Source organism: Mycobacterium sp. NGS59 (genome assembly GCF_059812345.1).
Genome location: NZ_JCALCN010000003.1, coordinates 40,959 through 67,616 on the forward strand (window position 1 = coordinate 40,959; position 26,658 = coordinate 67,616).

General features: G+C 69.1%; 24 protein-coding genes and 1 pseudogene. 4 read left to right on the forward strand and 21 right to left on the reverse strand.

The window, feature by feature from the left end:
• Positions 1-123: 123 nt before the first annotated feature.
• A pseudogene (locus AC5Y46_RS05315) lies at positions 124-810 on the forward strand (phosphoribosyltransferase); the annotation flags it as partial.
• Positions 811-818: 8 nt separating this feature from the next.
• On the opposite strand, the gene AC5Y46_RS05320 reads toward AC5Y46_RS05315, so the two are convergent.
• From AC5Y46_RS05320 to AC5Y46_RS05415, 20 genes are all read right to left on the reverse strand, one after another.
• Positions 819-1,100, reverse strand: a complete 282-nt coding sequence (locus AC5Y46_RS05320) for a hypothetical protein (RefSeq protein WP_499945036.1) — start codon at positions 1,098-1,100, stop codon at positions 819-821.
• Positions 1,101-1,147: 47 nt separating this feature from the next.
• On the reverse strand, positions 1,148-1,948 hold the full coding sequence (gene wag31, locus AC5Y46_RS05325; protein ID WP_499945034.1) for a DivIVA-like cell division protein Wag31: 801 nt from the start codon (positions 1,946-1,948) through the stop codon (positions 1,148-1,150).
• Positions 1,949-2,213: 265 nt separating this feature from the next.
• Positions 2,214-2,504, reverse strand: coding sequence for a YggT family protein (locus tag AC5Y46_RS05330; RefSeq protein WP_499945149.1), 291 nt, complete (start codon positions 2,502-2,504; stop codon positions 2,214-2,216).
• Between the two features lie 164 nt (positions 2,505-2,668).
• On the reverse strand, positions 2,669-3,340 hold the full coding sequence (locus AC5Y46_RS05335; protein WP_499945032.1) for a cell division protein SepF: 672 nt from the start codon (positions 3,338-3,340) through the stop codon (positions 2,669-2,671).
• Between the two features lie 64 nt (positions 3,341-3,404).
• Positions 3,405-4,202 carry a YggS family pyridoxal phosphate-dependent enzyme gene (locus AC5Y46_RS05340; protein WP_499945031.1) on the reverse strand — a complete coding sequence of 266 codons (798 nt, stop codon included), beginning with the start codon at positions 4,200-4,202 and terminating at the stop codon, positions 3,405-3,407.
• Complete coding sequence (pgeF, locus tag AC5Y46_RS05345; RefSeq protein WP_499945030.1) at positions 4,199-4,906, reverse strand: peptidoglycan editing factor PgeF; 708 nt, start codon at positions 4,904-4,906, stop codon at positions 4,199-4,201. The genes AC5Y46_RS05340 and pgeF overlap by 4 nt, the downstream gene beginning before the upstream one ends.
• Positions 4,907-5,006: 100 nt before the next feature.
• Positions 5,007-6,146, reverse strand: a complete 1,140-nt coding sequence (ftsZ, locus tag AC5Y46_RS05350) for a cell division protein FtsZ (protein ID WP_180919026.1) — start codon at positions 6,144-6,146, stop codon at positions 5,007-5,009.
• Positions 6,147-6,439: 293 nt separating this feature from the next.
• Positions 6,440-7,378 carry a cell division protein FtsQ/DivIB gene (locus AC5Y46_RS05355; RefSeq protein WP_499945028.1) on the reverse strand — a complete coding sequence of 313 codons (939 nt, stop codon included), beginning with the start codon at positions 7,376-7,378 and terminating at the stop codon, positions 6,440-6,442.
• Positions 7,375-8,853 (reverse strand): UDP-N-acetylmuramate--L-alanine ligase, encoded by a 1,479-nt coding sequence (gene murC, locus AC5Y46_RS05360; protein WP_499945027.1) that lies wholly within the window; start codon positions 8,851-8,853, stop codon positions 7,375-7,377. Before murC ends, AC5Y46_RS05355 begins: the two co-directional genes overlap by 4 nt.
• Positions 8,850-10,025, reverse strand: a complete 1,176-nt coding sequence (murG, locus tag AC5Y46_RS05365; RefSeq protein ID WP_499945025.1) for an undecaprenyldiphospho-muramoylpentapeptide beta-N-acetylglucosaminyltransferase — start codon at positions 10,023-10,025, stop codon at positions 8,850-8,852. Before murG ends, murC begins: the two co-directional genes overlap by 4 nt.
• Positions 10,022-11,602, reverse strand: coding sequence for a putative lipid II flippase FtsW (gene ftsW / locus AC5Y46_RS05370; RefSeq protein ID WP_499945024.1), 1,581 nt, complete (start codon positions 11,600-11,602; stop codon positions 10,022-10,024). The genes murG and ftsW overlap by 4 nt, the downstream gene beginning before the upstream one ends.
• Positions 11,603-11,607: 5 nt before the next feature.
• The gene (gene murD, locus AC5Y46_RS05375; protein WP_499990291.1) at positions 11,608-13,059 is read right to left on the reverse strand and encodes a UDP-N-acetylmuramoyl-L-alanine--D-glutamate ligase; all 1,452 of its coding nucleotides are present in this window, start codon (positions 13,057-13,059) and stop codon (positions 11,608-11,610) included.
• A 1-nt stretch (position 13,060) separates the two neighbouring features.
• Positions 13,061-14,161 carry a phospho-N-acetylmuramoyl-pentapeptide-transferase gene (gene mraY, locus AC5Y46_RS05380; RefSeq protein ID WP_499945020.1) on the reverse strand — a complete coding sequence of 367 codons (1,101 nt, stop codon included), beginning with the start codon at positions 14,159-14,161 and terminating at the stop codon, positions 13,061-13,063.
• Positions 14,158-15,654: a UDP-N-acetylmuramoyl-tripeptide--D-alanyl-D-alanine ligase gene (locus AC5Y46_RS05385; protein WP_499990292.1), complete on the reverse strand. Its 1,497-nt coding sequence runs from the start codon at positions 15,652-15,654 to the stop codon at positions 14,158-14,160. Before AC5Y46_RS05385 ends, mraY begins: the two co-directional genes overlap by 4 nt.
• A complete protein-coding gene (locus AC5Y46_RS05390; RefSeq protein ID WP_499990293.1) occupies positions 15,651-17,240 on the reverse strand; it encodes a UDP-N-acetylmuramoyl-L-alanyl-D-glutamate--2,6-diaminopimelate ligase in 1,590 nt (529 codons plus the stop codon). Before AC5Y46_RS05390 ends, AC5Y46_RS05385 begins: the two co-directional genes overlap by 4 nt.
• 63 nt (positions 17,241-17,303) lie before the next feature.
• The gene (locus AC5Y46_RS05395; RefSeq protein WP_499990294.1) at positions 17,304-19,277 is read right to left on the reverse strand and encodes a peptidoglycan D,D-transpeptidase FtsI family protein; all 1,974 of its coding nucleotides are present in this window, start codon (positions 19,275-19,277) and stop codon (positions 17,304-17,306) included.
• A complete protein-coding gene (gene ftsL, locus AC5Y46_RS05400; protein WP_499945013.1) occupies positions 19,274-20,446 on the reverse strand; it encodes a cell division protein FtsL in 1,173 nt (390 codons plus the stop codon). The genes AC5Y46_RS05395 and ftsL overlap by 4 nt, the downstream gene beginning before the upstream one ends.
• Positions 20,443-21,591, reverse strand: coding sequence for a 16S rRNA (cytosine(1402)-N(4))-methyltransferase RsmH (gene rsmH, locus AC5Y46_RS05405; RefSeq protein WP_499945148.1), 1,149 nt, complete (start codon positions 21,589-21,591; stop codon positions 20,443-20,445). The genes ftsL and rsmH overlap by 4 nt, the downstream gene beginning before the upstream one ends.
• A gap of 1 nt (position 21,592) precedes the next feature.
• On the reverse strand, positions 21,593-22,024 hold the full coding sequence (mraZ, locus tag AC5Y46_RS05410) for a division/cell wall cluster transcriptional repressor MraZ (RefSeq protein WP_499945011.1): 432 nt from the start codon (positions 22,022-22,024) through the stop codon (positions 21,593-21,595).
• A gap of 380 nt (positions 22,025-22,404) precedes the next feature.
• On the reverse strand, positions 22,405-22,809 hold the full coding sequence (locus tag AC5Y46_RS05415; RefSeq protein ID WP_499945009.1) for an SCO2097 family morphological protein: 405 nt from the start codon (positions 22,807-22,809) through the stop codon (positions 22,405-22,407).
• Positions 22,810-23,087: 278 nt separating this feature from the next.
• Here AC5Y46_RS05415 and AC5Y46_RS05420 point away from each other — a divergent pair, with 278 nt between their 5' ends.
• Entirely contained in the window at positions 23,088-23,696 is a 609-nt protein-coding gene (locus AC5Y46_RS05420; RefSeq protein WP_499945007.1) for a GNAT family N-acetyltransferase, read from the forward strand.
• A gap of 79 nt (positions 23,697-23,775) precedes the next feature.
• Complete coding sequence (gene lppM / locus AC5Y46_RS05425) at positions 23,776-24,459, forward strand: lipoprotein LppM (protein ID WP_499945147.1); 684 nt, start codon at positions 23,776-23,778, stop codon at positions 24,457-24,459.
• Here lppM and AC5Y46_RS05430 read toward each other — a convergent pair.
• Positions 24,456-25,352 carry a mycobacterial-type methylenetetrahydrofolate reductase gene (locus tag AC5Y46_RS05430; RefSeq protein ID WP_499945005.1) on the reverse strand — a complete coding sequence of 299 codons (897 nt, stop codon included), beginning with the start codon at positions 25,350-25,352 and terminating at the stop codon, positions 24,456-24,458. The genes lppM and AC5Y46_RS05430 overlap by 4 nt on opposite strands.
• A 231-nt stretch (positions 25,353-25,583) precedes the next feature.
• Here AC5Y46_RS05430 and AC5Y46_RS05435 point away from each other — a divergent pair, with 231 nt between their 5' ends.
• Positions 25,584-26,657 carry a polyprenyl synthetase family protein gene (locus tag AC5Y46_RS05435; RefSeq protein WP_499945003.1) on the forward strand — a complete coding sequence of 358 codons (1,074 nt, stop codon included), beginning with the start codon at positions 25,584-25,586 and terminating at the stop codon, positions 26,655-26,657.
• The last annotated feature ends 1 nt before the right edge of the window (position 26,658 follow it).

The window sequence follows — 26,658 nt, forward strand, 5'->3', positions numbered from 1 at the left end:
CCAGATTTAACGAGCGCACCGTACTGGCGCCCAGTTGCTCTCCGCCCGACTCGCCCCGTGCCCGGACCGCCCGGCAACAGGAAGAGTCAGTAGGCTTCTGTAGTTGCGAGCACAGTTTCCGGAGTGCGACTGATGAACCGACGGCGTGGCTTTCTGCGGCGGACGCCGACCCGCGAGTTCCGCGACCGCCGCGAAGCCGGTCGCGTACTGGCCGACGCGCTGGCGTCCTACCGCGCCCAACCCGACCTGGTCGTCCTCGGACTGGCTCGCGGCGGTGTCCCGGTCGGGTGGGAGGTCGCCGCGGCGCTGGGCGCGGAACTCGACGTGTTCCTGGTACGCAAGCTCGGAGTGCCCTACCAACCCGAACTGGCCATGGGCGCATTGGCCAGCGGCGGGCGGGTGGTGATGAACGAGGACGTGGTGGAGCAGTTGGGTATCACCGAACAGCAGGTGCGCTCAGTCATCGACGCCGAGACCACCGAGTTGAGGCGGCGCGAAGGGGCGTATCGGGGCGAGCGACCGGCTGTCGACCCACGCGGCAAGATCGTGATCCTGGTCGACGACGGGATCGCCACCGGCGCCAGCATGCTGGCGGCGGTGCGGGCGGTGCGCGCCGCCGGACCGCAGGCGGTCGTGGTCGCGGTTCCGGTCGGACCGCTCTCGGCGTGCCGGGTCCTGGAGCGCGAAGCCGACGACGTGGTGTGCGCGACCATGCCCGCGGACTTCAGCGCCGTCGGACAGGTCTACGCCGACTTCCACCAGGTCAGCGACGACGAGGTACGGGAGCTGTTGACGACGCCGCCGGGGTGATCGGTCCCCTACTTGGAGCTTTCGGAAGTCTCCTCGTCGGCCTCGTCCGGATAGTCGACGGCCTCCTCGGCGCCCTCGTCGGGCTCGTCCTCCTCGGCGTCCTCGTCGTCGTCGGTGTCGGCGTCGGCGTCACGCTGCTGGCGTTCCCGCACCGCGTCGACGATCAGCAGGATCACGCCCAGCACGCTGGCGGCGATACACACCCACGCCACCAGTTCGTTGCTGGTCACCACCGCGAACACCAGCGCGACGAGACCGATCAGGGCTAATACGAGCGCAATGATCAGCATTGGTCATCCTCCAACCGGCCGAGTGCCGGCGCGCGTTCAGGCGAAGGCTAGTTGTTGCCGCGGTTGAACTGGTCGAACCCACCGGCGTCGGCGCTGGAATCCACCGGAGCCGCCGAACCACGCTGGCCGAGCTCCTCGAGCTGGGATTCCAGGTAGGTCTTCAACCGGGTCCGGTACTCGCGTTCGAACGTCCGGAGCTGCTCGAGGCGGCCTTCCAGCACGGTGCGCTGCTGGTTGATGGTGCCCATGATCTCGGAATGCTTGCGTTCGGCGTCGGCCTGCAGAGCGTCAGCCTTTTCCTGCGCCTGGCGCAACTGGCTCTCGGAGCGCGAGGTGGCGTCGGCCAGCATCGCGTCGGCACGCTGACGCGCCTCGGCAACCGTGGTCTCGGCGGTGTGCCGCGCCTCGCTGAGGATCTGGTCGGCGTTGGTGCGCGCATCGGACAGCAATTTGTCCGACTCCGCCTTGGCGGTGCTGGTCAGCCGGTCGGCAGTGTCCTGGGCCAGGCTCAACACGCGGGCCGCCTTGAGGGCCTGCTCCTCGTTGGACGAGGTAGACGGGGCCGGTGCCGCCACCGGGGCCGGTTTGGCGGGCTCGGGTTCGGGCTCGAATGCCGGGATCGGCTGGGCGACCGTCGGGGCCGCCGCGGCTCCCCCGCCACCGGCGGCCAGCTCCTGATCGAGTTCGGCGATCCGCTGCCGCAGATCGGCGTTCTCGTCGATCAGCCGGGTCAGCTCGTTCTCCACCAGGTCAAGGAAGGCATCGACCTCGTCCTCGTTGTACCCGCGCTTGCCGATGGGCGGCTTACTGAACGCCACATTGTGGACGTCGGCAGGTGTAAGCGGCATTCTTTGTCCCCTCGAGTTCCTGGACGGTCAAACAATCTGGAAAGTGTAGAACGATGCGGTAGCCGTCGCGCAACTGCCGTCCATCCTGTCACACCAGACTCGGCGGTTGCCGATTGGAGTAATAAATAAGGACAGATTTCAATCTCTTTAGAGCTCTGCAGCCAATAAAACACATTCCTTAGATTTCAAAAAACACACGTCAAAGTTGACGCCGAATCGTGGCCGAACCGTCTTCAAATCAGATTCCAACCGAGATGGCGGCGCCCTAGACGGCAGCGCTGAAAGCCAGTTGCATGCCGATGAAGGCGATCAGCAGGAGCACCAGGATGGACAGGTCCAGACGGACGGCGCCGATGGTGATCGGCGGGATCAGCCGGCGCAGCAGCTTCACCGGAGGATCGGTGATCGACATGATGATCTCGAGGATCACCACGGTGATGCCCGTGGGGCGCCAGTCCCGGCTGAACGAGCGGATCCACTCGACGACGACCCGAGCGATCAGCAGCAGCCAGAAGACGAAGAGGGTGAATCCAAGGATCTGAAAGAACAGCGCCAACGAGTGCCCGACCTTATCGATGAGGATGTCTGTCGCCGCCGGCATAGCGGCGACCGCAAGCCTACCGACCTGTCCGTGCCGCACACATCTCGTGGCGGACCGGCATGCGCACAGCCCGCTCGGTCCACTGGGAACCTAACGGGCTGTGTGGCAGCGACTACGCGTTATTGGTAAGCGTAGAAACCGGTTTCGGCGATCCGGCGACGCTCTTCGGGCGACACGTCGACGTCCGCCGGCGACAGCAAGAACACCTTGGTGGCGACCTTGTCGAACGAGCCGCGCAGCGCGAACGCCAGGCCGGCGGCGAAGTCGACCAAGCGCTTGGCGTCGGCGTTGTCCATCGACACCAGGTCCATGATCACCGGCGTGCCGTCGCGGAAACGTTCGCCGATGGTGCGCGCCTCGCTGTAGTCCTTGGGCCGCAGCGTGGTGATCTTCGACAGCGGGTGGCCTTCTTCGAACATCATCGCCATCCGGCGCGGGTCCATCGCCAACGCACCGCGGGTGGCGCCACCGCGCCCCAGCCACGACCCCAGTCGGGGCCGGCTCATGTCGGGCCGTTCGAACCCGCCGGTGGGGAAGCGCGGTTCGTCGGGGTAGCCGCCGCGGTAGCTGCTCGGCGGCGGGTAGTCGGCCGGCTCGCCGCGCAACTCGGCGCGGGGGTCGCGGCGCGGGTCGTCATAATCGCGATCCCGACTTTCATAACGTCCGTATTCGTCGTCGAATCGGGGCCGCGAATAACCGCGGGAGGGTGCGCGGTCGTCGTAGTACTCGTCGTCGTATTCCTCCATCGGAGCCATACCGAAGTAGGCCTTGACCTTGTGCAGTGTGCTCATCTTGCGGCCCCTTCTAGCTTGGGATCTTTGTTATCTGTGATGAAGGTGTTACTTCTGTGACTATTCACGGTGACCGTAACCGCCGTTGCCCCATTAGCGCGGTACCGACACGCACACACGTCGAACCATGTTTCACGGCGACTTCGAGGTCCCCGGACATGCCGGCGGACAGCCCGACCGCCTTCGGAAACCCCTCCAGCACCCGCTGATGCTCGGATTGGAGCCGGTCAAAGGCCTGTTCGGGTTCCCATTCCAGCGGTGGGATGCCCATCAACCCGACCAGTTCCAAGCTCTGCGCGCTGTCCACCTGAGCACAGATCCGGTCCACCTCGTCCGGTGCGTCGACGTCCACGCCGCCGCGCGACACGTCCCCGTCCAGACTGATCTGGACATAGATGCGCAGCGGATTGTCGCGCCGGCGATCGGCCAGCGCGCCCGTCACCGCCCGGTCGAGCGCGGTCACCAACTGCGGGCTGTCGATCGAGTGCGCGGTATGCGCCCAGCGCGCCAATGACCGAGCTTTCTTGCGCTGAATCTGGCCGACCATGTGCCACTGCAAATCACGGGATCCGCCGTGTTGTTCGGCGGCCGCCAGCAATCGCGTGACTTCAGTCACCTTCGCCGACGCTTCCTGTTCGCGCGATTCGCCAACGGCCCGACAACCTAATCGGGACAAAATCGCGACGTCGGTTGCTGGGAAGAATTTGGTAATTGGCAACAGCTCAATTTCTGCGACATTGCGACCGGCCGCATCCGCCGCCGCGGCCAACCGTGATCGCACCGCCGCCAACGCCAACGTCAATTCCGTTTGACGGTCGCCTTCGTGTCCCCGCGCGGGGATCTCGGTGGCCATCGGCGTCATTCCATCCAGACCAACGACGCCAACCGACCGGTCGGCGCGCCGCGCCGGTGGCTGAACAGCGTCGTGTCGGCGATGGTGCAACGCGGGTCGACGTCGATGGACGTCACTCCCAAATCGCGTAGCTGACAAGCGATTCCGGCCCGCAAGTCCAGGCCGGGCGTGCCCGCGGCGGTGGTGGTGCGGCTGCCCGGCAGCGTCGCTTCGACCTCGTCGGCCATCGCGGCGGGTACTTCGTAGCGACTGCCGCCGGCCGCCGGGCCCAGCAACACGGAGATGTCGGCGGGCTGCGCGCCCAGGCCCACCATTGCCTCTACCGCGCGGATCACCACCCCGTGCTGCGCGCCGACCCGACCGGCGTGCACCGCGCCGACGACACCGGCCCGCGCGTCGGCCAGCAGCACCGGCACACAGTCGGCGGTCAGCACGACCAACGCCAATCTCGCCGTGGCCGTTACCAACCCGTCGGTGTCGGCGACGGCTGCCTCACGGGGTTTCTCGACCACCTCCACCCGGACTCCATGCACCTGGTTCATCCAGACCAGCCGTCGCTCCGGCAGTCCCAGGACCGCGGCGAGCCGGGACCGGTTGGCCGCGACGGCGCCGGGATCGTCACCGACATGGTCACCGAGGTTGAAGGTGTCGTAAGGCGGCTTGGACACACCGCCCGCCCGGGTGGTGGTCACCCGGCGGATACGGATGCTCACGTCCTGAGTATCCGTAATCCGTTGCCCCCCAGAGCGCGTCGACACGTGGCCATCATGTTTCGAGGCTGGCTTGTCGCGCAGTGGCAAGCAAATCGAGACCTCAGCGGCGCATGAAGGGCGGCACGTCGACGTCATCGTCGTCGCCACCGATGCTCAGCGTCGCGCCGTTGGTGTGCACCGGGACGCTGACCGCGTCGACCGGCTCGAACAACGTCGAGGTGAGCTTGCCCGCCTTGGCGGTCTCGATGCGATGGGCGCCACCGGTTTCGGTGCCGGTGACGGGCTTGCGGCCCGGTCCGGCGTCGAAGCCCGCCGCGATCACGGTGACGCGCACCTCGTCGCCCAGCGAGTCGTCGATCACGGTGCCGAAGATGATGTTGGCGTCCTGGTGCGCGGCGTCCTGCACCAACGATGCGGCCTCGTTGATCTCGAACAGGCCGAGGTCGCTGCCGCCGGCGATCGACATCAGCACACCCTGCGCGCCTTCCATCGACGCCTCCAGCAGCGGCGAGTTGATCGCGATCTCGGCGGCCTTGAGCGAGCGGCCTTCGCCGCGCGCCGAGCCGATGCCCATCAACGCGGTGCCGGCGCCGGACATGATGCCCTTGACGTCGGCGAAGTCGACGTTGATCAGACCGGGGGTGGTGATCAGGTCGGTGATGCCCTGCACGCCGTTGAGCAGCACCTCGTCGGCGCTGCGGAAGGCGTCCATCAGCGACACCGCCGCGTCACCCATCTGCAGCAGGCGGTCGTTGGGGATCACGATCAGCGTGTCGCAGCTCTCGCGCAGGGCCGCGATTCCGTTCTCGGCCTGGTTGCTGCGCCGCTTGCCTTCGAAGGAGAACGGCCGGGTGACCACGCCGACGGTCAACGCGCCGAGTTTGCGGGCGATGTTGGCGACGACGGGTGCGCCACCGGTGCCGGTGCCGCCGCCCTCGCCGGCGGTGACGAACACCATGTCGGCGCCGCGCAACAGCTCTTCTATCTCTTCTTTGGCGTCCTCGGCGGCCTTCTTGCCGACCTCCGGGTCGGCGCCGGCGCCCAGTCCGCGCGTCGAGTCGCGGCCCACGTCGAGCTTTACGTCGGCGTCACTCATCAACAACGCCTGCGCGTCGGTGTTGATCGCGATGAACTCCACGCCTTTGAGGCCTTGCTCGATCATCCGGTTGACGGCGTTGACGCCGCCGCCACCGATGCCCACGACCTTGATGACGGCCAGATAGTTGTGTGGGGGGGTCATCATTCGTCTTCCTCCCTGAGGGCTCAGTTCCCCTATGTCGTCCTGCGGTGTGTCTCCTTGCAAAACCCTCAACCTCAACCATAGAGTTAGAGTTATGTCAAGTAGTTCCGCGTAACCAGAACCGTATGGGTACGACGGGCGCTAACCCCGCAGGCGCGCCGACGCGCCGCGCGTGAATTTTCCTATGCGCCGAGTGTTGCGCTGGCGTGACGCTCGGCGTCGGCGGCCACGCTAGCGTGACGCTCGCGGAACGCAGGACCGCCGACGCACACTCGACGCGGGAGAAGACCGCGCTACTTGACCGTCGGCAGGTCCGGGCTGGACACGTCGTAGGTGCGGCCAGGCTGAGTCAGCAGCGCCGCGAGCTTTTCGGCCTTCTCCTCCGCGCGGTCGGTGGTCCCCCAGATCACCACCCGGCCGTCGGACAACGTCAGCGTGATCGAGGACACCGACGGCGCGGCAACCCGCCCGACCTGCGAGGCGACCTCGGGACGCAATGCCAGCAGCACCTTGAGCGCGGCCAGCGTCGCCGGATCGGTCGGCCCCGGATTCTCCACCTCGATGTAGGGCAGCGCCGGTGGCGGCGGATCGTTCGCGAAGTCCACCCCGTCGCGGTCAAACAGATGCGGCCCGTCCGGGAAGTCTTTGACCACCACCGGGACCCGCTCGACGATGGTGATCCGCAGCGCCGACGGATACTCCCGCTGCACCCGGGCGCTGGCCACGCGCCGGATCGCCGCCACCCGGTCGGCGACCTGACTGGTGTTGATCTGCAGCAACGGCGTGCCGACCCGCACCTGCGCCGCCTCCAGCACGTCCTCGCGGGTCACCACACCGGTCCCGGTGACGACGATGTTGCGGGCCGACATCGCCGGCGTGAAATAGAGGATCAAACCCAACCCCACGCCGACCACCACCAGGATCACCGTGGCAAGCAGCATCTTCAGGCCCCGGACGACGCCGCGCGCCACGGGTTTCGGTTCGGGCAGGACCGCGCCGCGGGCGCGGCGCTTGGCTTCGCGGCGGGCTTGCTCGATGGCGGTGGCGCGGGCCTGGGCGGCGCGCCGCTCGGCGCGTTCCCGGCGGGCGCGCCGCCGCGGCCCCTCGAAGTCCTCTTCCTCGGCGGGGTCCGTGCCGGCCGGGGCGTCGGTGGCGATCGGCTCGGTAGCCGCTTCGCCGGCGTCTGCCTGGTCGGGAACCGGTTCGGCCGGTCGGGCCTCGGGTTCGCTCACTGCAAAACCCCCGGGCGTCCGGGTGCGCTGCGGTTGGCGCGCGCCCGCAACGCGTCGACGATCTCGGGTCCCAGCAGCGTCACGTCGCCGGCGCCCATGGTGACGATGACGTCACCGGGTCCGGCGGCAGCGGCCACCTCCTCGGCCACCGCCGAGAGATCCGGCACATAACGCACCGGTGCGCTCACATGCTCGGCGACACTCGCGCCGCTCACCCCGGGCAGCGGCTGCTCGCGGGCGCCGTAGACGTCGAGCACGAACACCTGGTCCGCCGCGTCCAGCGCGTGACCGAACTCCTTCGCGAAAGCCTTTGTCCGAGAATATAAATGGGGCTGAAACACCACCATCGCACGACCACTTCCGCGCTGCTGCACCACCGAGCGCACGGCGGCCAGCGTCGCCGCGATCTCGGTCGGATGGTGCGCGTAGTCGTCGAACACCCGGATCGAGTCGGCGGTTCCGACCAACTCGAACCGGCGCCGCACACCTTCGAAACCGGCCAGGCCGTCGAGCACCTCGTCGACCGGCGCCCCGATCTCGATCGCCGCCAGCAGCGCCCCCAGCGCATTGAGCGCCATGTGGCGGCCCGGCACCGACAACCGCATCACCCGTGGCCGGGAATCGGGATCGATTTCGTCAGCCAACTGGATGTGGGCGACCGCCTCGGTGCCCGATTGCTCCCAGGACAGCAACGTCGCTGCCAACGGCGCGTCGACGGCACCCGACGACCCGTAGCGCAGCACCCGGATACCCAGCTCGGCGGTGCGCTGCGCCAGCGCGGCGGCACCCGGGTCGTCGGTGCATACCACCAGCGCACCGCCGGGCGCCAGCCGCTCGACGAAGGAATCGAACACCCCGATGTAGGCCTCGGTGCTGCCGTAGAAGTCCAGGTGGTCGGACTCGATGTTGGTGACGACGGCAACGTTGGGCGTGTATTCGAGCAGCGAGCCGTCGCTTTCGTCGGCCTCGGCCACGAACAGGTCGCCGCTGCCGTGATGGGCGTTGGTGCCGGCCTCCCCCAACTCCCCCCCGACCGCGAACGACGGATCGCGCCCGCAGTGCTGCAACGCCACGATCAGCATCGACGTCGTCGTCGTCTTGCCGTGGGTGCCGGTGACCATCAGCGTGGTGCGCCCCGCCATCAGCTTGGCCAGTACCAGCGGCCGCAGCAGCACCGGAATGCCGCGCCGGCGGGCCTCGACGAGTTCGGGGTTGGTCTTCGGGATGGCGGCGTGGGTGGTGATGACCGCGGTGACGCCGCCGGGCAACAGATCCAGCGAGGACGCGTCGTGTCCGATCCGGATCACCGCCCCGCGGGCCCGCAGCGCATGCACGCCGCGCGACTCCTTGGCATCCGAACCCGACACCATGCCACCCCGGTCCAGCAGGATGCGGGCAATGCCCGACATGCCCGCCCCGCCGATGCCGACCATGTGCACCCGCGCCAACTCGGGCGGCAACTGCGCGGCGGTCAACGCCGTATTCCTGCCGCGCGGGCGATGTCGAGTGCCGCCTGGGCCACCTGCCGTGCCGCGTCGCGGTGCCCGACCTGGGCGGCCGCCATCGTCATCGCCGCCAGCCGGGGCGCATCGGTGAGCAGCCCGGACACCTCTCGGGCCACCAGTTCCGGCGTCAGGGCCGCGTCGGCGACGACCATCCCGCCGCCGGCGTTGACCACCGGCAGCGCGTTGAGCCGTTGCTCGCCGTTGCCGATCGGCAGCGGCACGTAGATGGCCGGCAGTCCGACAGCCGACACCTCGGCGACCGTCATCGCCCCGGACCGGCAGATCACCAGATCGGCGGCCGCGTAGGCCAGGTCCATCCGATCCAGGTAGGGCACCGCGACGTAGGGCGGTTCGCCGGCTTCGGGGGTACGCAGTTCGAGGGTGTTCTTGGGGCCGTGGGCGTGCAGTACAGACACCCCCGCGGCGGCCAGATCGGCGGCCGCACCGGACACCGCGCGATTGAGCGAGACCGCGCCCTGCGAACCGCCGAACACCAGCAGCACCCGCGCGTCGTCGGCGAATCCGAAGTGCGCGCGCGCCTGGGCCCGCAGGCCCGCACGGTCCAGCGCGGTGATGGCCGCCCGCACCGGCACCCCGACCACCTCGGCGCGACGCAGACCCGAATCCGGCACCGCGGACAGGATCCGGTCAGCCGACCGGGCGCCGACCCGGTTGGCCAGCCCGGCCCGCGCGTTGGCCTCGTGGATCACCACCGGGATCCGGCGGCGCCTCCCGACGCCACGGGCGGCGAGGTAGGCGGGCAGCGCGACGTACCCGCCGAACCCGACGACGACGTCGGCGTGCACTCGGTCGAGCACGGCGCGGGTCTCGCGGACCGCGCGCCACACCCGCGGTGGCAGCCGGGCCAGGTCACCGCTGGGTTTGCGGGGCAACGGCACCGGCGTGATCAGCTCGAGGTGATAGCCCCGTTCGGGCACCAGTCGGGTCTCCAGTCCGCGCGCGGTGCCCAGGGCGGTGATGCGGATCTGCGGGTCCAGCGCGGTCAGGGCGTCGGCGACGGCCATGGCGGGTTCCACGTGACCGGCGGTCCCGCCGCCGGCCAACACGACCGAGAACGCGGCACCGGCGGGCAGAGGACTAGCCCCTGGCCCGCCGGTCGGTTCGCTGACCTTGTCGTTCACCCGTAACGCTGACCTTCCAATGCGCGTGCGCGCCGTGTTCGGCGCTGGCCGGCGTACTGCTGGCCAGATCCATGATGCCTCTTCTGCAAGTGCGGGCTTCCCCCAGACCGGCGACCCGCCCGTTCGGCGGTGCGCGGCGCAGCCTGCCGCGGCGGGCCGGCCACGCGCCGTGTCGACGGCTTGGGTTGCGGCTGAGCGCGTTTGCGGTCGCGGAAGGACTCGAGGCGGGTCGGGACGTACGGTTCGGGCAGCGGCAGCCGCAGCAACCGGTTGACCTTGTCGTCGCGCCCCGCGCGCAGCGCGGCCACCGCTTCCGGCTCATGTCGGGCCGCGCTGGCGATGATGCCGATCTGGGTCAGGGTCGCCGCCGTCGACGTGCCGCCCGCCGAGATCAGCGGCAGCTGCAGACCGGTCACCGGCAGCAGGCCGATCACGTAGCCGATGTTGATGAAGGCCTGTCCGAGCACCCACATCGTCGTCGTCGCGGTCAGCAGCCGCAGGAACGGGTCAGCCGAGCGGCGGGCGATGCGCATCCCGGTGTAGGCGAACAGGCCGAACAGGCCGAGCAGACCCACCGCGCCGATCAGGCCCAGTTCCTCGCCGATGATCGCGAAGATGAAGTCGTTGTGGGCGTTGGGCAGGTAGTTCCATTTGGCGACACCCTGACCGAGGCCGTCGCCGAAGATGCCGCCGTGCGCCAGCGCGTATTTGGCCTGTCGGGCTTGATAACCGGAGTCCATCGGGTCGTTCTCGGGATTGAGCCAGGACTGCACCCGGTCGTTGCGGTAACCGGCGGAGACCGCCAGGATGCCGCCGGCAACGAAGATCAGCGAGAGCGAACCCAGGAACACCCGCAGCGGAAGACCGGCGTACCAGAGCAGGCCGAGCAGGATGATGCCCAGCGAGACCGTCTGACCCAGGTCGGGCTGGATGACGATCAGGGTCAGCGCCACCAGCGCGGCGGGCACCAGCGGAATCAGCATCTCGCGCAACGACGCGCGTTCCATGCGTCGGGCGGCCAGCAGGTGCGCACCCCAGATGGCGAACGCCATCTTGGTCAGCTCGGACGGCTGCATCGAGAACCCGGCGATCACGAACCAGCCGCGCGAGCCGTTGGCTTCCTTGCCGATCCCGGGAACCAGTACCAGCACCAGCAACACGATGGTGAACGCAAAGCCGGTGAACGCGATGCGCCGCATGAATCGCACCGACATCCGCAGCGCCAGGTAGCAGCCGACCAGGCCGACGCATGTCCACATGACTTGTTTGCCGAAGATGATCCAGGCCGAACCGTCGTCGTCGTAGGAACGCACGCCCGAGGCGGACAGCACCATGATCAGGCCCAGCGTGGTCAGCAATGCGGCGACGGCGATGATCAGGTGAAACGAGGTCATCGGCCGCCCGAGCCAGGCGCCGAACCGGTTGCGCGGACCGGACGGTGCCGTGGGACTTGTCGGCGCCGGGTTCGCTGCGGTCGACTCCTGCTCGGCGACGTCGGTCACGTCGGTCGCGTCGTCAGGGCTTTCGTCGTCCGTCTTGGCGTCCCGGCGCAGCAGCCGGGTCAGCGTGATACCCATGCCGCCTACCGCAGCGCGGCGCGGACCGCCGCCGCGAAGGCGTCACCACGTGCGCCGTAGCCACTGAACTGGTCGAACGAGGCGCCGGCCGGCGCCAGCAGCACGGTGTCGCCCGGGGTGGCGAGGTCCCGGGCCGCCGCCACCGCTGCGGCCATCACGCGAGTGCCGACGGTCTCCGCGGCAACGTTAACTTGTATCACTTTAGTAACAGGAGCCTCAGCTGTCGCATGCATCACAACATCCTCGCCTGTCACAACCTGTACGACGGGGACATCGGGCGCGTGTCGCGATAACGCCTCGACAACCTCGGCCCGATCCCGGCCGAACAGGACCACCCCGACCAGCCGCGATGCGATGCGGGCCACCTCGGCGTCCACAGAAGCGCCCTTGAGCAGGCCACCGGCCAGCCACACCACCCGGGGATACGCCAACACCGAAGCTTCCGCGGCGTGCGGGTTGGTGGCCTTGGAATCGTCGACGTAGGTGATGCCGTCCGCGACGGCCACCACCTCCGATCGGTGCCGGCCCGGCCGGAAAGCGGTCAACGCGTCGCTGATCGCCGTCGCGGGGACGCCGACGCTGCGCGCGAGCGCCGCCGCCGCCAACGCGTCCAACACCCCGACCGGACCCGGCACGGGTATCGAGGCGATCGGCGCCAGCGGCAGGTCGCCGGCGAAGGCTCGGTCCACCAGGTATCCGTCCCGCACGCCGAGTTCGCCGGCGGCAGGTTCGCCGAGCCGGAAACCGACCCGCACCGAAGCCGGCGCGGTGTCGGCCAACGCGGCAGCCCGGACGTCGTCGAGTCCGACGACGGCCACCCGACCGGTGAGCACCCGGGCCTTGGCGGCGGTGTAGTCGGCCATCGTGCCGTGCCAGTCCAGGTGGTCCTCGGCGATGTTGAGCACCACACCCGCCTCGGGCCGCAACGAAGGTGCCCAGAACAACTGGAAACTGGACAACTCCACGGCCAGCACGTCGGACGGCGTAGCCAGCACATCCAGGACCGGGTCCCCGATATTGCCGCACAGCGCACTGCGTAGCCCACCGGCGCTCAACATGTCGTGCAGCATCGAGGTCGTGGTGGTCTTCCCGTTGGTACCGGTCACCACCAACCAGCGCCGCGGCGGCCCGTACTGGCCGGCCGCATCCAGCCGCCAGGCCAGCTCCACATCGCCCCAGATAGGCACCCCCGCCGCCGCGGCCGCGGCCAACACCGGGGTGCTCGGCTGGAAACCGGGACTGGTGACGACCAGCGCATAGGAGTCGATTCCGGCGATCGCTGCCGCCGGATCCGCGGTCGCCACCCCGGCATCGGCGTACGGGCGCAGCATCGCGGGGTCGTCGTCACAGAGCGTCGGAACGGCACCGAACCGGGTCAGCGCGGCCAGTACCGCCCGGCCGGTCACGCGCGCACCCGCGATCAGCACGGGCGCACCCGACGTCAACGGGCCCAGCACGTCAGGGTCCGATCGTGGACAGGTATTCGCCGTAGAACAGTGCCACCCCCAGACCGCAGGTGATGGCGGTGAGCAGCCAGAACCGGATGATCACCGTGGTCTCGGCCCAGCCGGTCAACTCGAAATGATGGTGGAACGGCGCCATCCGGAACATCCGGCGTCCGGTGGTCCGGAACGTCAGGATCTGCAGAACCACCGAGGTGACTTCGGCGACGAACAACGAACCCAGCACCACGGCCAGGATCTCGGTGCGGCTGGTGACCGACAGGCCCGCGATGATGCCACCCAGCGCCAGCGACCCCGTGTCGCCCATGAAGATCTTGGCGGGCGCGGCATTCCACCACAGAAACCCGATGCAGGCGCCGGCGGTGGCGGCCGCGACCAGCGCCAGATCCAGCGGATCGCGCACGTCGTAGCAGCCCTGCAGAGCTCCCGGCAGTCCCAGCACCGTCGCCGTGGCGCACGCGTTGCGGAATTGCCAGAACGTGATCAGCACATAGGCCCCGGAGACCATCGCCATGGCGCCGGCCGCCAACCCGTCGAGCCCGTCGGTGAAGTTGACGGCGTTGGACCAGGCGCTGACCACGACGACGCAGAACAGCACGAATACCACCGGCGTGAAGGCGATGGTGGCGATGTCGCGCACATAGGACAAGTTGAGACTGCCCGGGGTCAGGCCGGCGTTGTTGCGGAACTGCAGGACCAGCACCCCGAACAGCACGGCGGCGGCGATCTGGCCGATCGTCTTGGCGGTCTTGTTCAGTCCCAGGTTGCGCGAGCGCCGGATCTTGATCAGGTCGTCGAGGAAGCCGACGCCGCCCAGCGCGGTAGCCAGGCCGAGCACCAACAGACCGGACGCGGTGACCCCGTCGCCGTCGAAGAGCAACCCGAACAGATGCGTGCCCAGGTAGCCGCACCAGATGCCGGCCAGGATCGCCACCCCGCCCATCGAGGGCGTGCCCCGCTTGGTGGCGTGGCTGGGCGGGCCGTCCTCCCGGATCTGGTGGCCGAACCCCTGCCGGGTGAACAGCCGGATCAGCGCCGGGGTCAGCAGGATCGACACGGTCACCGCGATCGCCACCGCGATCAGGATCTGCCTCACGGGCGCGGGCTTTCGCCGTCGGCCACCAGCGCGTCGGCCAATTGACCGAGGCCGGCCGAATTGGAGGCTTTGACCAGGACGACGTCGCCGGGGCGCAGCTCGGCGCGCAACAGCGTCAGGGCCGCCTCACGGTCGGGCACGTCGACAACCTCCGACCCCCACGAGCCCTCCATGACCGCTCCGTGGTGCATGGCGCTCATCAACCTCCCGGTTCCCACGACAACGAGTCGAGACACATCTAAGCGCACCGCGAGCCGACCGATGCGATCGTGCTCGGTTATCGCGTCGTCACCGAGTTCGGCCATCTCCCCCAGTACCGCCCAGCTGCGTCGCGGTTCACCCGTTCGTTCGGCGTGCGCCATCCAGGCCAGCGCCTGCAGTCCGGCGCGCATCGAATCGGGGTTGGCGTTGTAGGCGTCGTCGATCACGGTCACCCCGTCGGCGCGGGTGCTCACCTGCATCCGATGCCGCGACACCGCTCCCGCCTGGGCGAGCGCGGCCGCGACCTGTTGCACGTCGGCACCGCATTCCAGCGCGACCGCGGCCGCGCACAGAGCGTTGCTCACCTGGTGGTCGCCGGATACGCCGAGCTCGATTTCGGCGTGTGCTTGACCCGCGTGCAGGGTGAACCGTGGTCGCGCCAGTTCGTCCAGGGAGACTGGTCCGGCCCAGACGTCGCCGCTGGCGCGACTCACCCGGACGACGCGGGCCGCGGTCACCTCCGCCATCGCGGCGACCATCGGGTCGTCGGCGTTGAGTACGACCACCCCGGACGACGGAACCGCTTGCGGCAGTTCGGATTTGGTCTGTGCGATGACCTCGCGGGAGCCGAACTCCCCCAGGTGCGCGGTGCCGACGTTGAGGACGACGCCGATCGCCGGCGGAGCGATCTCGGCCAGCGCGGCGATGTTGCCGGGATGGCGCGCCGACATCTCCAACACCAGAAAGTCGGTGTCGCGGGTGGCCCGCAGCACCGTCCAGGGATGCCCCAACTCGTTGTTGAACGACCCGGGCGGGGCGATCACCTGCCCGAGTGGTTGCAGGACCGCGGCGACCAGGTCCTTGGTCGAGGTCTTGCCCGAGGATCCGGTGATCCCGATGATCGTCAACCCATTCGCCACCAAGTCGGCGGCCACCGCCTTTGCCAGCCTGGCCAGCGCGCCCAGCACCGCCGCGCCGGACCCGTCCACGTCGTGTTCGAGCACGCCGGCCCGGCCGTCGGGCGCCTGCTGTGGGGCCACCACGATGGCCGGCACCCCGACCGGTCGGGCGGCCAGTACCACGGCGGCGCCGGCGGCGACCGCGGAAGCGGCGTGGTCGTGCCCGTCGGCGCGTGCGCCCGGTAACGCCAGGAACAACCCACCCGGCCCGACGGCGCGCGAGTCGAACTCGACGCTCCCGGTGACGTGGGTGCTGGCGGCCTGCTCGGCTGTGATGTCGGCCAGGGTGCCGCCGACGATCTCGGCGATCTGGGCGATGGTCAGATCGATCATCGGTGCCGCTCCAAAGCCTGCGCCAATTCGACCCGGTCGTCGAACGGGTGCGTTTGCCCGCCTCCGCTCTGCCCGGTTTCGTGCCCTTTGCCGGCGATCAGCACCACGTCACCCGGTCCGGCCCAGGCCACCGCGGCCCCGATCGCCTCGCGACGGTCACCGATCTCGACCACTTGCGCTTTAGCGTCGGCGGTGCCTGCCAGGATCTCCCTGCGGATCGCCGCGGGATCCTCGCTGCGCGGGTTGTCGTCGGTGACGATCACCAGGTCGGCCAGCTCGGCGGCGATGGCGCCCATCGGAGCGCGCTTGCCGGGGTCGCGGTCACCGCCCGCGCCGAACACCACCGCCAGCCGTCGGTCGGGGTGCAGCAGAGTGGTCAGCACCGCGCGCAGCGCCTCAGGCTTGTGGGCGTAGTCGACCAGCGCGACGAAGTCCTGGCCCCGGTCGACCTGTTCGAGGCGGCCCGGCACCCGGGTCTGCCTCAGCCCCGGCGCCGCCTGCTCCGGGGACACGCCGACGGCGTCCAAAACCGCCAGTGCGACAAGGCAATTGGCGATGTTGTAATGCCCCGGCAAGTCGATGCCGATCCGGTGCCGGCCGCCGGCGGGGTCGATCGCGGTGAACTCCTGACCCGCCGGGCCCCGCGGGGTGATGTCGACGGCGCGCCACTGCGCGGGGCGGTCGGTGACACTGACGGTGATGGCGGTACCCGCCCGCTCGGCCATCGCGCGACCGCCGTCGTCGTCGACGCACACCACCACGGTGCGGGCACGCAACGCAGAAGCCGGATCGAACAGCAGCGCCTTGGCCTCGAAGTAGTCCTGCATGGTCAGGTGGAAGTCCAGATGGTCCCGGGAGAGGTTGGTGAAGGCCCCCACGGAGAACTCGGTGCCGTCGACCCGGCCCAGGCTCAGCGCGTGACTCGACACCTCCATGACCACGGTGTCCACCCCGCGCTCGGCCATCGCGGCGAACATCGCCTGCAGCGCGGGAGCTTCCGGGGTGGTCAGCGCGCTGGGGATGTCGGCACCGTCGATGCGGACGCCGATGGTGCCGATCAGCCCGGCCACCCGGCCACCGGCCCGCAGCCCCGCCTCGACCAGGTAAGTGGTCGTGGTCTTGCCCGAGGTGCCGGTGATCCCGACGACCGTCACCCGGCCGGACGGGCGTCCGTACACGGTGGCGGCCAGCCCACCCAGCACGCTGCGCGGCGCCGGATGCACCAGCACCGGCACCTCGACGTCCCCGCCGCCCAGTTCGGCCACGCCGTCGGCATCGGTGAGCACCGCGACGGCCCCGCGTTCCATGGCCTGCCCGGCGTGGCGGGCGCCGTGGGTTTTGGACCCGGGCAGGGCGGCGAACAGGTCGCCGGGACGCACCTCCTGGGCGCGCAACGTCACCCCGGTGACCGTCAGGTCGCCGAGCACGGTGAGCCGGTCCGGTCCGGCGGTCAGCACGGCGCCCACCTGCGCGGCCAGCGCGGCCAGCGGCACGCCCGCGCCGGTGCTGGGGCGCAGATCCGTTGGCACCGACGCCACCTCCGTCACCACCTCCGTCGGGTCGGCCTGATCGGGATGATCGGCCAAGACACCCTACCTAGCCGCGGCAGCGGACACGCCCGTCCGGGACGGGCAGCGCGCGGCCGGTAGTTACATCGCCTGCAAGGTGAGCGGCGGGCCCGGGTCCGGCGACAGCGGAACGTTCGCGCGCTGCATCAGCCAGCCCGCGATGTTGTGGAACAACGGCGCCGCCGAGTGGCCGGGAGTGCCGTCGGCGTTGCGCTGCGGATTGTCCATCATGATGCCGATCACGTAGCGGGGATTGTCGACGGTGGCCATCCCGGCGAAGGTGATCCAGTAGACGTCGTCGAAATAGCACCCGCAGCCGGGGTTGATCTGCTGCGCGGTTCCCGTCTTGCCTGCCATCTGGTAGCCGGGCACCGACGCGGCCGGCCCGGTGCCCTGCTGGTAGCCCATCGGGTCCTGCTGCACCACCGCGCGCAGCATGCCGCGCACCGTCTGGGCGGTCTGCGCCGAGACCACCCGGACGCCGTCGGGACGGGGTTCCTCGGTGCGGGTGCCGTCGGCGGCGATGGTGGCCTTGAGGATGCGCGGCGGGATCCGCACGCCGTCGTTGGCGATCGCCTGGTACATGCCGGCCATCTGCAGCAGGGTCATCGAAACCCCTTGTCCGATAGGCAGATTGGAGAAGGTGCTGCCCGACCACTGGTCGATCGGCGGCACCAGGCCGGCGCTCTCACCGGGCAGCCCGACAGCGGTGCGCTGACCCAGCCCGAACTTGCGCACCATGTCGTAGAAACGTTCTGGGCCCACCCGCTGGGCCAGCATCAGCGTGCCGACGTTGGAGGACTTCCCGAATACCCCGGTGGTGGTGTAGGGCATCACGCCGTGCTCCCAGGCGTCGTGGATGGTGACCCCACCCATTGAGATGGTGCCCGGGACCTGCAGCACCTCGTCGGGGTTGGACAGTCCGTATTCGATGACCGAGGACGCGGTGATGATCTTGTTCACCGAGCCCGGCTCGAAAGGCGAGGACACCGGCAGGTTGCCCAACTGCCGGTCGCCCTGGCGCCCGATGTCCTGCGACGGGTCGAAGGTGTTGTCGTTTGCCATGGCCAGCACTTCACCGGTCCTGGCATCGAGGACGACGGCCGAGACGGTGTGCGCGCCGGATACGTTCTTGGCCTGCTGCACCTGCTGTTGGACGTAGAACTGGATGTCGTCGTCGAGGGTGAGCTGGACGGTCGAACCGTGCACCGCCTTGTGCCGGTTGCGGTAGCTGCCGGGGATGACGACGCCGTCCGAGCCGCGGTCGTAGGTGACCGACCCGTCGGTGCCGGCCAGCATCGCGTCCAGGGAGTCCTCCAGGCCCAGCAGGCCGTGGCCGTCCCAGTCGATGCCGCCGACGATGTTGGCCGCCAGTGACCCGCCGGGGTACTGACGCAGGTCCTGACGCTCCGAGCCGACCTCGGGGAATTTCGCCGAGATCGCTTGCGCGATAGCGGGATCGACGTTGCGGGCCAGGTAGACGAACGTCTCGTTGCTCTGCAGCTTCTTCAGGATTGTCGCGGCGTCCGGCTTGTTGTTCAGCTTGCCGGCGACCTCTTTGGCGATGTCCTTGAGCCGTTCCTGGGGGTCGGGCGCGTGCGGCGACTTCTTCTTGGCGTCCTCCAGCTGCTGACGAACCCGCTTGGGTTGGAAGGTCAGTGCGCGTGCCTCGATGGTGAACGCGAGCCGGTCGTTGTGGCGGTCGACGATGGCGCCGCGGATCGCCCGTTCGACGTCGGTGACCTTGAGCTGGCCGGCCGCTTGTGCGTTGAGCTGCGAAGCGTTGGACACCTGCAGGTAGAACAACTGCGTGACAGCCACCACCATCAACACCAGGATGACGGCGTTACCGGCCCGGTGCCGGAAGACGAAGGAGGCGCCGCGACCGACCACCTCGACGGCCTGACGGGTGCGCCGGTCTCGTGCCGAGTGCCCGGCGGGCACCGAATCCGACCGGACGCGAGATGCCTTGGCCTCGGTGGCTTTTCGGGAGCGCTTCGGATGTTTGGTGTCACGGGCCGGACGGGGGGCGCGGCGCGGGTCGCCGCGGTTCATCGCGCGGCCCCCGGCACCGTCGGGAGCGGGACCGGTTGTTCAGCGGTAGCCGGCGCGGGCAACACCGCCGGTGGCTGCACCGTGGGCACCGTCGGCAACAGGTCGGCGTGTACTGAGTTGGGGGCCGGCACTGTCGCCCCCGGCACCGGCAGCTGCGCACCCGGCACCGTCGCACCCGGCACCGGCAGCTGAGCACCCGGCACCGTCGCACCCGGCACCGGCAGCTGACCGCCCGGCACCGTCGCACCCGGCACCGTTCCCGGAACCGTCGGCACCTGTCCGGGCACCGCCGGCACCTGTCCGGGCACCGCCGGCACCTGTCCGGGCACCCCCGAAGCACCGGGCCCCACCACCGTCGACGCACCGTCCGGCCCGCGCAGCAGCACCTGTGGGCCAGAGTGGGCCGGCACACTCGGGTCGGTGGCACCGGGCGCGACCCGCACCGCGACCTCCGGCGGCGGGGCCGCCGGCCGGGGCGGCGGTGGCGGAGTCTCGTCGGGCAACTTGGCGTTCAACGGCGGCGGCGGGACCCCGTCGGCCGGTTTGGGGTTACCCACCACCACCCAGGTGCCGTCGGGCGCCTGGACCAGATGGGCGGTGTCGCGGGTGGGAATCATGCCCTGTTTGCGCGCCGCCTCGGCCAATGCGGGCGCCGACTCGGCCTCCCGGACATCGCGTTCCAGCGCCTCCTTCTGCTGTTGCAGCATCCGGGTCCGTTCCCGGGCATGGCTGAGCTGGTAGGAGCGCTCGGCGGCGTCGGTGGACAACCACAGGGTCAAACCCAGTCCCACACCGAGTGAACCGATGACGAGCACCACGAAGGGCACCCGACTCAACAGGGTGCTGGGCCGCAGGTCGATCTCGGTCAGGCGGGCGGCCAGCCGCTCGGTCAGTTTGGGCCGAATCACCTTGGGCGCTTTGGCTTTGCGAGCCTTGGCGCGCGCCTTGGCCTGACTGGCGTTCTTGGCCCGGACCGGTCGATCCACCGGGCGGGATATCGGGCTGGTCTGAGGTCCCGAACGGGGCACGCGCGCCTCGCGGCTCGGCGCTGCCGGCGTGCGCGACCGGTTGCGGCGCGACGACACGTCGGCAGCGGTGCGGGCACTGGGCCGGCCCGCGCCACCCCGTCGGGTGTCACGACGTTTGGACGCCTCGCGCTGTGTGCTCATGCATAGCCCTTCCCGCTTGCGTGCTCAATTCGTTGCAGCGCCCGCAGTCGCACCGGGGTGCTGCGCGGGTTGCGCTCCATTTCGGCTTCGTCCGCCCGCTCTGCGCCGTGCGTCAACGACCGGAATCGCGGCCCGTGGCCGGGAAGTTCGACCGGGAGACCCGGCGGTGTACGGGAGGCGGTCGCTTCGGCAAAGGCGCGCTTGACGATCCGATCCTCCAGGGACTGATAGGCCAGCACCACGATGCGACCGGCCAACGCGAGCGCGTCGAGCGCCGCCGGCACGGCACCGCGCAACGACTCCAGCTCGTCGTTGACCGCGATGCGCAGTGCCTGGAAGGTGCGCTTGGCCGGATGTCCGCCGGATCGGCGGGTGGCGGCCGGGATGGCTTCGTAGAGCAGGGCCACCAACTCGCCGGTCGACGTGAACGGGGCGCGGGCGCGGCGTCGGACGATCTGTGCGGCGATGCGTCGGGCGAACCGCTCCTCGCCATAGCGATGCAGGATGCCGGCCAGCTCGGCTTCGTCGTAGGTGTTGACGACGTCGGCCGCTGTCAGGGGCGCCGACGGATCCATCCGCATGTCCAGCGGCGCGTCCTTGGCGTAGGCGAACCCGCGCTCGGCACGGTCGAGCTGCATCGACGACACACCCAGATCGAACAGGATCCCGTCAACGGATTCGACTGTGCCGTAACCGGATTCGCCCAGGGCGGTGGCTATGCCGTCATAGCGGGTGTGCACCAGCGTAATCCGGTCGGCGAATGGGGCCAGCCGGTCGCGGGCGATGTCCAGCGCGGTCGGGTCCCGGTCGAGTCCGATCAATCGCAAGCCCGGCAACTCGGTGAGGAATCGCTCGGCGTGCCCGCCGGCGCCCAACGTCGCGTCGACGAGGATAGCACCGGAGCCGTCGGGGTGATAGCGGGTCAGCGCCGGGGTGAGCAACTCCAGGCAACGGTGCGCCAGCACCGGCACATGACCGAAATCGGAAGGGCCGGAAGTCGGTTGGTGTGCCACCGCAAGACCTCCCGGGCTGTATCGGCCTACCGGTGACCGCGCACCGTGGTCTCTGTCCGAAAGCACGCACCTGGCGTTGGGGAAGTACGCCAGGGTCGGTTCGGGCAGAGACCACGGTGCACGGGCATGCACCTCAGAAGATGTCGCCGAGTGCTTCATCGCTGGCCGCGGAGAAGTTCTCTTCATGGATTTGCTGATAGTTGTTCCAGGCCTGGGCATCCCAGATCTCGAGGAAATCGACCGCACCGATCACCACGCAGTCTTTCGACAGGCCGGCGTAGCGGCGATGGTCGGCAGACAGCGTGATCCGGCCTTGGGCATCGGGGTGCTGCTCGTCGGTGCCGGCAGCGAGGTTACGGAGGAAGGCCCGGGCTTCGGGATTACTGCGGGGCGCCTTGCTCGCCCGCCGCGCCAGCTGTTCGAACTCCGACCGCGGGTAGACGGCGAGGCTGTGATCCTGGCTCTTGGTGACCATCAACCCCCCTGCCAACGCGTCGCGAAACTTGGCCGGCAGCGTGAGCCGCCCCTTGTCGTCGAGCTTGGGCGTGTAGGTGCCGAGAAACACTGCGGCACCTCCAACTTGCTTCGCACCCAAACGCTTCGGCTACCATACCCCACAATCCCCCACTTCTCCCCAAAAACACCCCCTCCGCGCGTCCCGAAGCCGCCCACTGCCGATCAGACCGCCGCCCAGCGCGGTCAGCTCCCGCGGAAGGCCCTAGAGCGAAGAGGAAAACGCGCATTTCAGGGGCCTAAACCACCCCGTCGGGAGCGAGGTGGGGCGCAGTGGGGCAGATGGGCACAACTGCGCTACGAATCGGGCACAAGGTGGCGTCGTCCGGCATGGCGGGCGTGTCCGCGGGGCTGCATCTGCGATCGTGGCGGGGCCGGCAAACGAGAACGGGGCAGCCGTCTGGCTACCCCGTCATGTGTTGGCGCGCTGTACTACTCGTCGAACCGGCGGCGGAACCGATCCTCCATACGACTGGTGAACGAACCGCTGCCACCCTTGGGTCGACGCTGACGCGACGCACCCGACGTCGACCCGCCGTGATCCGGCCTGCCGGCCAGCCGGCGGCCGGTGACCGCGTACACCACGCCGCCGAACATCACGACGAACCCCAGCACGCTCAGCACCGGGAAACTTCCGATCATCGTGGCTTTGAATGCCACCCCGGAGACCAGCATCGCCAAACCGACGACGAACAGCGCCGTGCCTTGCAGCCGGCGCCGTGCCGTCGGGGCGCGGAAGCCGCCGCCGCGGACACTCGAAGCGAACTTGGGATCCTCGGCATAGAGAGCGCTCTCGATCTGATCGAGCATTCGCTGCTCATGATCGGAGAGTGGCATTCGTCCCTCCTTGCCGAAACACTGTGGTGTCTTCACCGATAGCACACGTATAGCCCGTTGTGGGGCAATTAACTCCGATGATACGAGGTCATTGTTCGCGGTACCAATGATTCGCAAACGATTCTATCGCCTCGACAGCCGACGCAACGCGATGGTCCGCGGCGGTCGCGGGTGCAACCCGTCACACGATGTCGACAGACTGCCCGTCGCCGCGCGACGACGGCGTCCGATACTGGAACCCGACCGGACCCAACCGAAGCCGAGGAGGACACCGCGCGTTGGCGACCTTCCTCATCGACCTGCCCCCGAAAGACATGGAGCGCCGCCTCACCGACGCGCTGAAGGTCTACGTCGACGCGATGCGCTATCCGCGCGGCACCGAGAATCAGCGGGCCGCGATGTGGCTGGAACACACCCGGCGACCCGGCTGGAAAGCGGTCGCCGCCGTCGAAGTCGCCGACGCACGCCGACCGGCGGGTGACCCTCCGACGGCGGCCGAGTTGAGCAACGCGCCGCTGGTCGGGGTCGGCTACGGCTATCCCGGGGCGCCGGGACAGTGGTGGCAGCAGCAGGTCATCCTCGGTTTGCAGCGCAGCGGCTTCCCCGCCCCGGCGATCGACCGGCTGATGACCAGTTACTTCGAGCTCACCGAGCTGCACATCCACCCCCGCGCGCAGGGTCACGGCCTCGGTGAGGCGCTGGCCCGTCGGCTTCTGACCGGTCGCGACGAAGCCAACGTCCTGCTGTCCACGCCGGAGACCAGCGGGGAGGGCAACCGCGCCTGGCGGTTGTACCGCCGGTTGGGGTTCACCGACGTCATCCGCAGCTACTATTTCGCCGGGGATCCCCGGGCTTTCGCGATTCTGGGGCGCGCGCTGCCACTCTGAACGGGCGGCTCACCCGGTCTGGCACGATGACCTGGTGCCCGCCAGCCTTTCCGCGCTACCGGTCCGGGGATCTCGCCGCATTTCCAGCGACCGCCGTCGTCGGCTGCTGGCCGTCGTGATGCTGCTGATGCTGGTGCCGTTGGCCACCGGATGCCTGCGAGTCCGGGCGTCGATCACGATCTCCCCCGACGACCTGGTGTCCGGCGAGATCATCGCCGCGGCCAAACCCAAGAACAACAAGGACACCGGACCGCAGCTGGACACGAACCTGCCGTTCAGCCAGAAGGTCGCGATCTCGAATTACGAAAGCGACGGCTACGTGGGTTCGCAGGCGGTCTTCGCCGATCTGACCTTCGCCGAACTGCCGCAGCTGGCCCACCTGAACTCCGACGCCGCCGGAGTGAACCTGTCGCTGCGCCGCAACGGCAACCTGGTGATCCTGGAAGGCCGGGCCGACCTGACATCGGTGACCGATCCCGAGGCCGAGGTCGAGCTGACCGTCGCCTTCCCTGGAACCGTGACGTCCACCAACGGCGACCGGATCGAGCCCGAGGTCGTGCAGTGGAAGCTCAAGCCGGGCGTGGTGAGCACGATGAGCGCCACCGCCCGCTACACCGATCCCAACACTCGGTCGTTCACCGGGGCGGGGATCTGGCTGGGCATCGCGTCGTTCGCCGCCGCGGGCGTGGTGGCGGCGTTGGCCTGGGCCAGCCGGGACCGTTCGCCGCGGTTCACCGCGTCCGGCGACCAGTCGTCCAGTTAGGCCGGGGCCGTCGGCGCCCAGTAGGCGAGCATCTCCGCGAAAGTCTCGAAGGCCGGGCCGGACACGCCGTAGGTCGCCTCGAAGTGGATGCTCAGCGGAAAGCCGAGGTCGGCGACTCCGTCGATGACCCGCTTGTAGAGGTCGACCAGCAGCGCACGTTTGTCGGCGGGCTCACTGGCGGCCAAAGTCCTGACGAACTCCTGCTCCCCGGCCACCGCGGCGTTACCCGGGTCCTGGATCAGCCAGTTGATCAGCCCGACCCGGCTCTCGACTTTGGGGACGAACCCGAACGACAACAGAATCTCGGGCCGATGGTCGGTCTGCTTGGCGAAGTCGGCCAAGAACCCCACGATGGCGTCGGAGTAGAGCAGTTGGGTCATGCCGTAGGTGGCACCCTGGTCGCACTTGAAATTGAGCCGGCCGTGTTCGCCTTCCCGGGTCGGGATCACGATCACACCGCGATTGGCCACGGCGTCGCGATAGATCGACAGCGCCTCGGTCGGTGGCACACCGTCGCCTTCCCCGTCGTTCATGGTGCGCGGCACCCCGACGAAGACCACACCCTGCATCCCGGACTCGGTCAGTGCGGTGAGCCGCTGTCCCAGCGCCGACTCGTCCATGAACGCGGTGACCTGGGTGCACAGGCCGTGCAGGCCAGGCAGTTCCGGTTTGATGATCGACCAGAAGTCCAGCACGTCCAGCTTGGCCTTCATCGGCACCGGGCGGTCGTCGTCCTCGGCGATCATGCCCGGGATCATCACGTGCCGGAGCCGACCGTCCAGACCGGACTCGGCCGAGTACCGCACCACTTTGTGCGCGTCTTCCAGCGCCCGCTCCCGACCGTCCTCGACGTTGGGCGGCACCAACTCGAGCGCGATGGTGTTGAGCGTCACGCGATTCCTCATTCTTCAGCTGACTCGTCTGGCGCTGCGTCGCGCAAACCTTGGACAAACCCCCACGACAGCATAGGGGCGCGATTTTCACGCTCATCAGGCGCTGGCGGCAGCCGTTGCGCGGATCGGGCAAACGCCGCGCGGCATACACTGTCGGGCCAGAGGTATGCCGAGTGAGGAAGGGGCGCTGCGCTGAGCCTGGAAGCATCGGCAGCATCGGCAACCGTCGAGGTGGCCGCCGCCGTCACCGACCAGCTGCGACGGTACCTGCACGACCGTCGCGGTGAAGCCGGCTACCTGGAATTTCCGTGCGGCACCGACTTCGCCGAGTTGACCGGCTGGCTCGAGGATTTCGTGCTGAGCGGGGGCAAGCGACTGCGGCCGGTGTTCGCCTACTGGGGATGGGACGCGGTCACCGACCACCGGCCCGATTCCGATGTGCTGCTGCTGTTTTCGGCGCTGGAACTACTGCACGCGTTTGCCCTGATCCACGACGACGTGATCGACGCCTCGGCGACCCGACGCGGCCGGCCGACCGCCCACCAGCACTTCGCGGCCCGGCACCGGGAACGTCGGTGGCGTGGCCCGGCCGAACAGTTCGGGGTATCGGCGGCGATCCTGCTCGGCGACGTCGCGCATACCTGGGCCGCTGACATCGTCTCCCGCGCGCGCCTGTCAGCCGATGTGCGGCCGCGGGTGGAGCGGGTCTGGTCGGCGATCCGCACCGAGGTGCTGGGCGGCCAGTACCTCGACATCGTCGCCGAGGCCGCCGTACCGGGCTCGGTGGACGAATCGGTCACGGCGGCGATGACCGTGGCCACCTACAAGACCGCCTGCTACACAGTGACGCGCCCGTTGCAGCTCGGGGTTGCCGCCGCCGCCGACCGGCCCGAGGTGACGGCGGCCTTCGAGCGATTCGGGACCGACCTCGGAGTGGCGTTCCAGCTGCGCGACGACGTCCTGGGCGTCTTCGGCGATCCCGCGGTGACGGGCAAACCGTCCGGCGACGACCTGCGCTCAGGCAAACGCACCGCGCTGCTGGCCGAGGCAACGCAACTGGCCGCGGAATCGGATCCGTTGGCCGCCAATCTGTTACGCACGTCGATCGGCACCGATCTGACAGAGGACCAGGTGTCCGAACTACGCGAGGTGATCGAGGGGGTGGGCGCACTGACGGCCGCGGAGAACCGGATCACCGAGCTGACCGACCGGGCCCTGGCCACCTTGGCCGCGGCACCGATCAACGCGTCTGCCAAAGCCGGCTTGGCCGAGCTGGCCCAGGCAGCCACCGATCGGTCCGCGTGAG